Origin of the sequence: Pseudomonas sp. USTB-Z (assembly GCF_019691255.1) — a bacterium.
GTDB lineage: Bacteria > Pseudomonadota > Gammaproteobacteria > Pseudomonadales > Pseudomonadaceae > Aquipseudomonas > Aquipseudomonas alloputida.
This window is the reverse complement of record NZ_JAECZP010000001.1, coordinates 421,185-432,879: the sequence shown is the minus strand read 5'-3', so window position 1 is coordinate 432,879 and position 11,695 is coordinate 421,185. Positions and strand designations below refer to the sequence as shown.

At 63.3% G+C, this 11,695-nt stretch carries 10 protein-coding genes; 8 read left to right on the top strand and 2 right to left on the bottom strand.

Features of this window, described 5'->3' with window-relative positions:
• Window positions 1-207 precede the first annotated feature (207 nt).
• Window positions 208-954, bottom strand: coding sequence for an NRDE family protein (locus I8746_RS01890; protein ID WP_012054015.1), 747 nt, complete (start codon window positions 952-954; stop codon window positions 208-210).
• Window positions 955-1,084: 130 nt separating this feature from the next.
• Between I8746_RS01890 and I8746_RS01885 the strand changes: the two genes are divergently transcribed.
• Genes I8746_RS01885 through I8746_RS01875 form a run of 3 tightly spaced genes read left to right on the top strand, consistent with a single transcriptional unit; the run spans window position 1,085 to window position 3,713 of the window.
• Window positions 1,085-1,867 (top strand): sulfite exporter TauE/SafE family protein, encoded by a 783-nt coding sequence (locus I8746_RS01885; protein WP_003249024.1) that lies wholly within the window; start codon window positions 1,085-1,087, stop codon window positions 1,865-1,867.
• Between the two features lie 16 nt (window positions 1,868-1,883).
• Window positions 1,884-2,690 carry a prolipoprotein diacylglyceryl transferase gene (lgt, locus tag I8746_RS01880; RefSeq protein ID WP_003249027.1) on the top strand — a complete coding sequence of 269 codons (807 nt, stop codon included), beginning with the start codon at window positions 1,884-1,886 and terminating at the stop codon, window positions 2,688-2,690.
• Window positions 2,691-2,741: 51 nt separating this feature from the next.
• A complete protein-coding gene (locus tag I8746_RS01875; RefSeq protein ID WP_003249029.1) occupies window positions 2,742-3,713 on the top strand; it encodes a thymidylate synthase in 972 nt (323 codons plus the stop codon).
• A 118-nt stretch (window positions 3,714-3,831) separates the two neighbouring features.
• Here the strand turns inward: I8746_RS01875 and cadR are convergent, their stop codons facing one another.
• Window positions 3,832-4,275, bottom strand: a complete 444-nt coding sequence (gene cadR / locus I8746_RS01870) for a cadmium resistance transcriptional regulator CadR (protein ID WP_003249034.1) — start codon at window positions 4,273-4,275, stop codon at window positions 3,832-3,834.
• Between the two features lie 83 nt (window positions 4,276-4,358).
• Here cadR and I8746_RS01865 point away from each other — a divergent pair, with 83 nt between their 5' ends.
• The 5 genes from I8746_RS01865 to I8746_RS01845 all read left to right on the top strand — a co-directional run bounded on the left by I8746_RS01865 (window position 4,359) and on the right by I8746_RS01845 (window position 11,550).
• Window positions 4,359-6,611, top strand: coding sequence for a heavy metal translocating P-type ATPase (locus I8746_RS01865; protein WP_012053981.1), 2,253 nt, complete (start codon window positions 4,359-4,361; stop codon window positions 6,609-6,611).
• A 9-nt stretch (window positions 6,612-6,620) separates the two neighbouring features.
• Window positions 6,621-7,490 carry a LysR family transcriptional regulator gene (locus I8746_RS01860; RefSeq protein WP_003249038.1) on the top strand — a complete coding sequence of 290 codons (870 nt, stop codon included), beginning with the start codon at window positions 6,621-6,623 and terminating at the stop codon, window positions 7,488-7,490.
• Between the two features lie 231 nt (window positions 7,491-7,721).
• Complete coding sequence (locus tag I8746_RS01855; RefSeq protein ID WP_003249040.1) at window positions 7,722-8,780, top strand: putative 2-aminoethylphosphonate ABC transporter ATP-binding protein; 1,059 nt, start codon at window positions 7,722-7,724, stop codon at window positions 8,778-8,780.
• Between the two features lies 1 nt (window position 8,781).
• Window positions 8,782-10,506: a putative 2-aminoethylphosphonate ABC transporter permease subunit gene (locus I8746_RS01850; protein WP_012053980.1), complete on the top strand. Its 1,725-nt coding sequence runs from the start codon at window positions 8,782-8,784 to the stop codon at window positions 10,504-10,506.
• An 18-nt stretch (window positions 10,507-10,524) separates the two neighbouring features.
• Window positions 10,525-11,550, top strand: a complete 1,026-nt coding sequence (locus I8746_RS01845) for a putative 2-aminoethylphosphonate ABC transporter substrate-binding protein (RefSeq protein WP_012053979.1) — start codon at window positions 10,525-10,527, stop codon at window positions 11,548-11,550.
• Window positions 11,551-11,695: the final 145 nt, after the last annotated feature.

The following is an 11,695-nucleotide window of genomic DNA, read 5'->3' as shown; positions in this document are numbered from 1 at the left end:
CACCCGATTATTGTAGGAGCGGGTTTACCCGCGAATACGATGGCGGCGGCAACGGTGAACGGGTGGTGGAGATTGGCCAGCAGGTCCGGCCTCTTCGCGGGTAAACCCGCTCCTACAACGGCCTGCGTCCAACCCCAGATGTGTGTCCAAATCCGTGGTAGGAGCGGGTTTACCCGCGAAGAGGCCCGAACAGACAACATCGAATGTTCAGGCCAACAACTCAATTTCCCCCAAATGCCCGCCAAAAGGCCCGAAACTGCGCTCAACCAGCCGTCTTTGCCCCTGATCATCCACAATGAGCACTGTGCTCGCCCGTGTCCCGTAATTCTGGCTGGCGATGAAGACGCTCGATAGCAACTTCTCGGTTGCCAACCCCACGCCTGTTTCGGGTAGGTCACCATCAGCCGCGGGCTCGTTATCCGCGAGCAAAGCCAGCAGCCTGTGCGGCTCCGGCGTGTCCAGCAGGTTTTCCAGCCCGTCACGTGCCTTCACCAGCTTCGGCCACGGTGTATCCAGCCCGGCGTTCGAAAGCCCGTAAACCCCAGCCTTCAGCAGGCGCGGCGTGGCCTCACGGGCATGCAGATAACCCAGTTGCTGCCCATCACCCACCAGCAGGTTGAACCCCGAGTACTGCCCGCTACGGCTGGTCACCTGGTCCAGGTAAGCCTCAACCCCTAGCTCGCCCTGCAGAAACGCCGCCACCAGCTCACCCCGCGAGCGGGGCCCCTGCGCCTGGCCCGGGTCGCGGATGTTGGTCAGCGCGGCAAAGCGCCCCTGTGGGCCTACGCCCAGCCAGGTACCGCCTGCCTCCAGGTCGCGCCCGGCATGCACCCCAGGTGCATCCTCCCAGGCCGCCAGGGGCTGAGTGGGGCGGGCATAGAATTCGTCGCGGTTGGCCGCCACGATCAGCGGCAGGGCGTGCCCCGGCCGCCAGGCAAATACGATCAGGCACATAGGTTGGGCCTCTGTGTTTTTTTGTCACTGTACCCACAGGAACGATGCGGATCCATCCTGACACAGAGTTCACTAGAGCCCCGAGCCCGGCTTCCGTTACCATGCCGGATTGATTTCTAGGGGATGCCGAATGGAATTCGTGCTCTATCTGTTGTTGGGCGCCTGTGCCGGTGTGCTGGCCGGGCTGTTCGGCGTGGGCGGCGGCATCATCATCGTGCCGGTGCTGGTGTTCAGCTTTACCCTGCAGGGTTTCGACGCTTCGGTGCTGACTCACCTGGCCGTTGGCACGTCACTGGCCACCATCGTCTTCACCTCGATCAACGCCGTGCGGGAGCACCACCGCAAGCGGGCGGTGCAATGGCCGATCTTCATCTGGATGACCATCGGCATCCTCCTGGGGGCCGGTGTCGGTGCCAAGACCGCTTCGCTGATCCAGGGCCCACTGCTGCAAAAGATCATCGGTGTGTTCGCCTTGGTCATCGCCGCGCAGATGGCCCTTGACCTCAAACCCAAGGCCAGCCGTGGCGTTCCCGGCAAACCTGGGCTGATCGGTGCAGGTGGGGTGATTGGCTGGGCTTCGGCCATTTTCGGCATTGGCGGTGGTTCGCTGACGGTGCCGTTCCTCACCTGGCGTAGCCTGCCCATGCAGCAGGCAGTGGCCACGTCATCGGCCTGTGGCCTGCCGATTGCTGTGGCCAGTGCCCTGAGCTTCATGCTGCTGGGTTGGCACGAGGAGCACCTGCCGCCCCACAGCCTGGGTTACGTGTACCTGCCGGCGCTGGTCGGCATTGCCGTGACCAGCATGTTCTTCGCCCGCTTCGGCGCGCGCCTGGCGCACAAGCTGTCGCCCCGTTTGTTGAAACGCCTGTTCGCAGCCCTGTTGTTCTGTGTTGGCCTCAGCTTTTTGATTTGAATCGAGAGGAAGTTCCATGCTGCCTTACCCGCAGATAGACCCCGTGGCCTTGGCCATCGGGCCGCTGAAAATCCATTGGTACGGCCTGATGTACCTGATCGGCATCGGCGGTGCCTGGCTGCTGGCCTCACGCCGGCTGAACCGCTTCGACCCCACCTGGAGCCGCGAGAAGCTGTCCGACCTGGTGTTCTGGCTGTCGATGGGGGTGATTGTCGGCGGGCGCCTGGGCTATGTGCTGTTCTACGACCTGCACGCCTACCTGGCCAACCCGACGCTGATCTTCGAGGTATGGAAAGGCGGTATGTCGTTCCACGGCGGCTTCATCGGCGTGATGCTGGCGGCCTTGTGGTTCGGCAAGCGCAACAACAAGTCGTTCTTCGAGCTGATGGACTTCGTCGCCCCGCTGGTGCCGATTGGCCTGGGTGCCGGGCGTATCGGCAACTTCATCAACGCCGAACTGTGGGGCAAACCCACCGACGTGCCATGGGCGATGATCTTCCCGCCGTTCAGCGACCCGGCCCAGTTGCCGCGCCACCCGTCGCAGCTTTACCAGTTCGCCCTTGAGGGCGTGGCGTTGTTCGTCATCCTGTGGCTGTTCTCGCGCAAGCCGCGGCCGACCATGGCGGTGTCAGGCATGTTCGCGCTGTTCTACGGTATCTTCCGTTTCATCGTCGAATTCGTGCGGGTGCCGGATGCTCAACTGGGTTACATCGCCTGGGGCTGGCTGACCATGGGTCAGATTCTCTGTGTGCCGATGATCCTGGCTGGCCTCGGTCTGATCTGGTGGGCTTATAATCGCAAGCCCACGGCGAAACCCGCCTGATTAATCCCACGGCAGGGGCGATCCCCCTGCCGTTTTTGCTACAGGTAAGCCATGAAACAGTATCTGGACCTGGTCCGCGACGTCATTGATAACGGCACGTTGCAGGGAAACCGCACCGGCATCCGCACCATCAGCCTGCCGGGCGCGATGCTGCGTTTCGACCTGCAGAAGGGCTTTCCGGCCATTACCACGCGCAAGCTGGCGTTCAAGTCGGCGATCGGTGAAATGGTCGGTTTCCTGCGTGGCGTGAAGAACGCCGGTGAGTTCCGCGAGCTGGGCTGCAAGGTCTGGGACCAGAACGCCAACGAAAACGCCCAGTGGCTGGCCAACCCGTTCCGTCAGGGCCATGACGACCTGGGCGAGATCTATGGCGTGCAATGGCGCCAGTGGCCGGGCTACAAGCGCATCCCGCTGAGCAACCCGGCGGCCATCGAAATGGCCGAGCAAGCCGGTTTCCGCCGTATTGCCCAGGACGAAGAGGACGGCGTCGCGTTCGTCATCCTGTACAAGGCGATCGACCAGGTGCGCCAGTGCCTGGACACCATCGCCAACGACCCGGGTAGCCGCCGCATCCTGTTCCACGGCTGGAACTGCGCGCAACTGGACGAAATGGCACTGCCACCGTGTCACTTGCTGTACCAGTTCCACCCGAATGTCGAGACCAGGGAAATTTCCCTGACCCTCTACATCCGCTCCAACGACCTGGGGCTGGGCACGCCGTTCAACCTCACCGAAGGCGCGGCGCTGCTGTCGCTGTTCGGCCGCCTGACCGGCTATACACCGCGCTGGTTCACCTACTTCATCGGCGATGCCCATGTGTATGAAAACCACCTGGACATGCTCAACGAGCAGCTCAAGCGCGAGCCGCTGGAAGCGCCGAAGCTGGTCATCAGCGACCGTGTGCCGTCGTTTGCCGAGACTGGTAAGTACGAGCCGGAGTGGCTGGAGAAGATCGAACCGAGTGATTTCTGGCTGGAAGGCTATGAGCACCATGCGCCGATGACAGCGCCGATGGCGGTCTGATAGATCTCCATTGTTTGAACTGGCCTCTTCGCGGGTGAACCCGCTCCCACAGGGTACTGCACAGGCCTAAGTCGTGCGCGGTCCCTGGGGGAGCGGGTTCACCCGCGAAGCTTTTGGCTCAATGCCCGTGACTCCGCCCCACATGCGAATGTTCGGTATCCGGCACCGATACCGCCCCGTTTGTCTCCAGTTGCTGCAAGATCGCGCATTCACTCCCCTGCGTGTTGCAGCGCCGCCGCAGCTCCACCAGCTGCTCTTGCAATGCCACCAAGCCATCGATCCGCGCCTGAACATGCTCGATATGCTCGTCGATCAGCGCATTGACGCTGCCGCACGCGTCGTCGGGGCTGTCGCGCAGGCGTAGCAGGCTGCGAATTTCGTCCAGGGTCATGTCCAGCGTGCGGCAGTTGCGGATGAAGGTCAGCCGCTCCACATGGGCCTGGGTGTACAACCGGTAGTTGCCCTCGCTGCGCGCCGGCTCTGGCAGCAGGTTTTCACGCTCGTAGTAGCGGATGGTTTCCACCGCGCAGTCGGTGGCTTTGGCCAGTTCTCCGATCTTCATCACGAAATCTCCAGCAAGTGGCTTGACCCTATAGTGGCTACAGGGTGTTCACTTGGCAACAGGCTCAATTTAAGGATGACCCCATGAACCAGCCTGTCAGCCACGAACACAAGCATCCGCACGATCACGCTCATGGTGATGACGACCATGGCCATGCTGCCCACGGCCACAGCTGCTGCGGCGCCAAAGCCGCGCCGCCGCTGGTGCAACTGAGCGAAACGGCCAGTGCCCAGGCACAACTCAGTCGTTTCCGCATCGATGCCATGGACTGCCCCACCGAGCAGAACCTGATTCAGGACAAACTGAGCAAGCTGGCCGGTATCGAACAGCTGGAATTCAACCTGATCAACCGCGTGCTTGGCGTGCGCCACACCTTGGACGGCACCGCCGATATCGAGCGGGCTATCGACAGCCTGGGCATGAAGGCCGAGCCGATTGCCGCCCAGGACGACGGCAGCGCCAGCGTGCCCCAACCGGCCAAGGCCCGCTGGTGGCCACTGGCATTGTCGGGCGTCGCCGCGATCGCCGCCGAAATCGTGCACTTTGCTGCACTGGCCCCTGAGTGGGTGGTAGCGGGACTGGCGCTTGCCGCGATCCTCGGTTGCGGCCTGGGTACCTACAAGAAGGGCTGGATTGCCCTGAAAAACCGTAACCTCAACATCAATGCGCTGATGAGTATCGCCGTGACGGGGGCCGTATTGATCGGCCAGTGGCCGGAGGCGGCGATGGTCATGGTGCTCTTCACCGTTGCCGAACTGATCGAAGCGCGCTCGCTGGACCGTGCGCGCAATGCCATCGGCGGGTTGATGCAGCTGACCCCGGACGTGGCTACGGTGCAGCAGGCCGATGGCCAGTGGCGCGAGCTGGAAGTGCGTGAGGTGGCCATCGGCGCACTGGTTCGGGTGCGCCCCGGTGAGCGCATCGGCCTGGACGGTGAAGTGACCAGCGGGCAATCCAGCGTCGATCAGGCGCCGATTACCGGCGAAAGCCTGCCTGTGGAGAAGGGGGTGGGCGACAAGCTGTTCGCTGGCACCATCAACCAGGCGGGGGCGCTGGAGTTTCGCGTCACCGCCGCTGCCGGGCAGTCGACCCTGGCGCGGATCATCAAGGCTGTGGAGGAAGCGCAGGGCGCGCGGGCGCCTACCCAACGCTTCGTCGACCGTTTCTCGCGTATCTACACCCCGGTGGTATTCGCCATTGCCCTGGCCGTGGCGCTGTTGCCCCCGCTGTTCATGGCTGGCGCCTGGTTCGACTGGGTTTACCGCGCCTTGGTGCTGCTGGTGGTGGCCTGCCCCTGCGCGCTGGTGATCTCGACCCCGGTGACCATCGTCAGTGGCCTGGCCGCCGCTGCGCGCAAAGGCATCCTGATCAAGGGTGGCGTGTACCTGGAGGGTGGCCGCCACCTGGATTTCCTGGCCCTGGACAAGACCGGCACCATTACCCATGGCAAGCCGGTGCAGACTGACGCCAAGGTGCTGGCGCCGCTGTTCGAAGACCGTGCGCAAGCCTTGGCGGCCAGCCTGGGCGAGCGTTCGGACCACCCGGTGTCCCGCGCCATTGCCGAGTTCGGCAAGCAGCAAGGCCTGGCCTTGAGCGAGGTCAGTGACTTCGCCGCCCTGGCCGGGCGTGGCGTGCGTGGTGTCATCGCCGGTGAGGTCTACCACTTGGGCAACCACCGCCTGGTCGAGGAACTGGGGCTGTGTTCGCCAGCGCTGGAGGCCCAGCTTGATGCGCTGGAGCGCCAGGGCAAGACCGTGGTCCTGCTGCTCGACCGATCCGGCCCTCTGGCACTGTTCGCCGTGGCCGACACGGTCAAGGACAGCAGCCGTCAGGCGATCGCCGAATTGCATCAACTGGGTATCAAGACTGTCATGCTGACCGGTGACAATCCGCATACTGCGCAGGCCATTGCCGCCGTGGTGGGGATCGACCGCGCCGAGGGCAACCTGTTGCCGGCCGACAAGCTGAAAACCATTGAGGCGTTGTACGCCCAAGGCCATCGGGTAGGCATGGTCGGTGACGGCATCAACGACGCCCCGGCGCTGGCCCGCGCCGAAATCGGTTTTGCCATGGCTGCTGCCGGCACCGACACCGCCATCGAGACGGCTGATGTGGCGCTGATGGACGATGACTTGCGCAAAATCCCGGCCTTCGTCAGGCTGTCGCGCCAAAGTGCGGCGATCCTCATGCAGAACATCGTTCTGGCGTTGGGCATCAAGGCGATATTTCTGGCGATCACCTTTGCCGGCATGGCCACGATGTGGATGGCGGTGTTCGCTGATATGGGCGTGAGCTTGCTGGTGGTGTTCAACGGCTTGCGCCTTTTGCGCAAATAGAGGACGTGCATGCTGAGTTCCGAGCTGAAGGCCTTCTACATGGTGGCCCGTCTGGGCAGCATCACCCAGGCGGCGAAGAAGCTTGGCCTCAGCCAGCCCACGGTGACCACGCAGATCCGCAGCCTGGAAGGCCAGTACGCCGTGGAGTTGTTCTACCGCGGCGGGCGGCGCCTGGTGTTGAGCGAGGAGGGCTTACGCCTGCTGCCGATGGTCAAGGCGCTGCTGCAGCAGGAAGCCGACATCGAGTTCGAGCTGCGCAACAGTGGTCAGGCCCAGGGCAGCCTGCGCATTGCGGCCACTGCGCCTTACTACATTCTCGACCTGGTCAAGATCTATCGCGAACGCTTACCGCAGGTTGAAGTGGCGGTGGAGATCGGCAACTCGCAGCAGGTGCTGGAAATGCTCGAGGATTACCGGGTGGATATTGCCGCGTCGTCGCAATGGGTGGAGGACGCGCGGTTGGTGCGGCGGATACTGGGCACTGACCCTTTGGTGGTGGCGGTGCACCGCAACCACCCTCTGGCCCAACGCCAGACGGTGTCGATCGAGGTGGTGTCGGGGCATTGCCTGCTGATGCGCGAGAAGGGCTCGACCACACGCAAGCTGACCGAGCAGATGATGCAGGAGGCCGGGGTCAAGGCCGGCGCCCTGATGGAAATCGGCAGCCGCGAGTCGATTCGCGAAGCGGTGCTGCGCAATATCGGCATCAGCGTGATTGCCCGCCATGAGGTGCCGCACAACCCCGAACTCCGGGTGCTGGCGCTGGAGAATGCGCCGGTGATGCACGAGTACCTGTATTGCCTGAAGGAACGGCGCCAGGCCCGGTTGCCAGCGGCATTCCTGGGGGTGGCGCAGGAAGTGGCCGGTTCGCAGTTCTAGATTTTTGCTGGCTTCTTCGCGGGTAAACCCGCTCCTACATTTCAGCGTACCCGCGTGCCTGCATTTTCCGCGAACATGCATGCCGTTGTAGAAGCGGGTTTACCCGCGAAGAGGCCGGCACAGGCCACTACTAAATCTGCCTATACCACTATCACCGGCTTTTGCCTTAAAGCCACAGAACCTTCGCACAGCCTGCCTAGCATGGCCCCATCTCTTCGATGAGGCCATGCCATGAACCACACCACCCCCGGCGCACAGATAAAAGTGTGCAACATCCACAAGCGCTTCGGTGCCTTTACGGCGCTCAACGATGTCTCGCTGGACATCGCCGCGGGCGAACTGGTGTGCCTGCTCGGCCCGTCCGGTTGTGGCAAGACCACGCTGCTGCGCTGCATTGCCGGCCTGGAGCGCCAGGACCGCGGTACGCTGTACATCGGCGAACGCGATATCTCCAAGCTGTCACCCCAGGCGCGGGACTACGGCATCCTGTTCCAGTCCTATGCGCTGTTTCCCAACCTTACCGTCGAAGCCAATATCGCCTATGGCCTGACGGGCAGTGGTCGCGAGCAGGCCCGTCAGCGGGTGGCCGAAATGCTCGAACTGGTTGGCCTGTCTGGCAGCGAGAAGAAGTACCCAGGCCAGCTCTCCGGTGGCCAGCAGCAACGTGTGGCCTTGGCCCGCGCGCTGGCACCGTCGCCATCGCTGCTGCTGCTCGATGAGCCGATGTCGGCGCTGGACGCCCGGGTGCGCGAGCACTTGTGCACCGAACTGCGTCAGCTGCAGCGCCAACTGGGCATCACCACGTTGATGGTTACCCACAACCAGGACGAGGCCATGTTGATGGCCGACCGCATTGCGGTGATGAACAACGGCCAGGTCGAGCAGTACGCCACCCCGCAGGAAATCTATGACCACCCGGCCACGCCGTTCGTGGCCGAGTTCGTCGGCCAGGGCAACTGGCTGCCGTTCCAACGCCGCAGCGACAGCCATGCCCTGGTCGGGGACATGAACATGCGCCTGGCGCCGGGTTCAGCCCAGGCCAGCAGTGGCCGGCTGTTCTGCCGCCCGGAGGCGATCACGGTCAACCCGGTGGTGCACGAAGAAAACCTGTTCCCGGCCATGGTCCGCGAAATCACCTTCCTCGGTAACCGCTGCCGCATGAGCTTTGAACTCAAGGCCCTGCCAGGCCATGCCCTGCTGGCCGAACTGGCACCCGAGGCCATGCCGCGCCTGGGTTCGCAGGACATCTGGGTGGCGTTGCCGCCGCAGAGCCTGCAGGTGTTTGCCTGAGATGGCCGCGCCAATGTCCCTGCCGTTGAGCCAGGCCAACGTCGCGCCGCGTGCTGGCATCGCCCTGGGTGACCGGCTGTTCGTCATCGGCGGCAAGAGCCTGCTGCTGATTCTGTTGGTGCTGGCCGTGCTGATGCCGTTGCTGGCGATCTTCTGGCGTGGTTTCAGCGGTGAAGCGGGCCAGGGCGGTGGCTTGCTGGCGGCCCGTGAATTGTTCACCAGCGCCAGCTTCCATTGGTTGCTTGGCAACAGCCTGTCGGTGGCCTTCACTGTCGCGGCCATTGTGGTACCGCTGGCCTATTTGTTCGCCTTTGCCCTGCAACGCACGTTGATCCCGGCCAAGGGCCTGTGGCGGGGGATTTCGCTGCTGCCATTGCTGGCACCGTCGATGCTGCCGGCGATCGCCCTGGTCTACCTGTTTGGCAATCAGGGCCTGCTGCGTGGGTTGCTCAGCGACAATATCTACGGCTTCTGGGGCATCGTGCTGGGCGAGGCCATCTACACCTTCCCGCATGCGCTGATGATTCTGCTGTCGGCACTGTCACTGGCCGATGCTCGCCTGTTCGATGCGGCCTCCAGCATGGGGGCAGGCTCGTGGCGGGCGTTCACCAGCATCACCTGGCCAGCCTCGCGCCAGGCAGTATTCGCGGCGTTCTGCCTGGTATTCACGCTGACTATCACAGACTTCGGTGTACCGGTCGTGGTGGGGGGCGACTATCAAGTGCTGGCGCTGGAAGCCTACAAGGCGGTGGTGGGCCAGCAACAGTTCGGCCGTGGTGCGCTGATCGGCATGGTGCTGCTGTTGCCGGCCCTGTTCAGCTTTACCGTCGACGCCTGGCTGCGTAGACGCCAGGGCGACACCATGGGTGGCCGTGCGCAGGTGTTCGAACCCAAGCCATCACGCGGTCGTGATGCCTGCTTCCTGACCATTGTGCTGCTGGTGTGCGCGGCGTTGCTGGTGGTGATCGGTATGGCGGTGTACTCCTCGCTGGTCACTTTCTGGCCCTACAACCTGTCGTTGTCGCTGCGCCACTACCTGTTCGAAGACACTGCCGGTGGCGGCTGGCTGGCCTACCGCAATAGCGTGACCATGGCCATTGGCACCGCACTGATCGGCAGCATCGTGATCTTCACCGGTGCCTTCCTGATGGAGAAGACCCAGGGCCAACGCCTGCTCAACCATGCGCTGCGCCTGCTCAGCTTCATCCCCATGGCCGTGCCGGGCCTGGTGCTGGGCCTGGGCTACGTATTCTTCTTCAACCTGAACGGTAACCCGCTGCATGTGCTGTACGGCGGCATGGGGTTGCTGGTGGTGTGCACCATTGCCCATTACCTGACCACCGCGCAGATGACCGCGACCACCGCCCTGCGCCAGCTCGACGGCGAGTTCGAGGCTGCCGCGATGTCGCTGAAAGCGCCGCTGTACAGGCACTTCCTGCGCGTGACCGTGCCGATTTGCCTGCCGGCACTGCTGGACATCATCCGCTACCTGTTCGTATCGGCAATGACCACCGTGTCGGCAGCGATTTTCCTGTACAGCCCCGACACCCTCCTGGCTGCCGTTGCCGTGCTGAACATGGACGACGCCGGCAACGTTGGCGGTGCCGCCGCCATGTCCACCTTGATCCTGCTGACCAGTGCCGGCGCTTCACTGTTGCTGGCTGCAGCCTCGCGCGGCCTGCTGCGCCGCTCCCAAGCCTGGCGCCAACGCGCCGCGACCGTCTGACCTGATAGGAACCTACCCATGCACAAGCACCTTGCCCTTGCCGCTGCCGTTTCCGCCGTGTTCAGCCTGCAGGCTTCGGCCGCTGCTACCCAGCTGACGGTCTACACCGCTCTGGAAGCCGAGCAGCTGAAAACCTACAAACAGGCCTTCGAGAAAGCCAACCCGGATATCGAGATCAAGTGGGTGCGTGATTCCACCGGCATCATCACTGCCAAGCTGTTGGCGGAGAAAGAGCGCCCGCAAGCCGACGCTGTGTGGGGGCTGGCGGCATCGAGCCTGGCCATACTCGATCAGAACGGCATGCTCGAAGCTTATGCGCCCAAGGACCTGGGCAAGATTTCCGGCAATTATCGTGACGCCGCCAACCCGCCAGCCTGGGTCGGCATGGACGTGTGGGCCGCCACCATTTGCTTCAACACCATCGAGGCCGAGAAACAGGGCCTGAGCAAACCGGTGAGCTGGCAGGACCTGACCAAGCCTGAGTACAAAGGCAAGATTGTCATGCCCAACCCGGCCTCGTCCGGCACCGGCTTCCTGGATGTCAGTGCCTGGTTGCAAACCTTTGGCGAGCCGCAGGGCTGGGCCTACATGGATGCGCTGCACCAGAACATCGGCCAGTACGTCCATTCCGGCTCCAAACCGTGCAAGTTGGCGGCGGCGGGCGAGTTCCCGATCGGAATTTCGTTCGAATACCCGGCCGTTCAGCTCAAGCGCCAAGGCGCGCCGTTGGACATCGTGTTGCCAAAGGAGGGTTTGGGCTGGGAGATCGAGGCAACCGCAGTGATCAAAGGCTCGCCCAAGGCCGATGCGGCCAAGCGCCTGGCCGATTTCTCAGCCAGCCCGGCGGCCATGGAACTTTACAAGGAAAACTTCGCCGTACTGGCCGCGCCGGGCATCGCCAAGCCGCAGACCGAGCTGCCGGCGGATTATGAGCAGCGGTTGATCAAGAACGACTTTGTCTGGGCTTCTAAAAACCGTGACCAGATTCTGGCCGAATGGCGCAAGCGCTATGACGGCAAGTCGGAGAAGGTGGCCCAGCAGTAACGCTTCACTATTGAGGGCCGGCCTCTTCGCGGGTAAACCCGCTCCTACACAGATTGGTGGTGGGCACACATCGGGGGTTGGACACAGGCCGCCGTGTAGGAGCGGGTTCACCCGCGAAGAGGCCGGCCCTGCTGGCCAGTCTCCA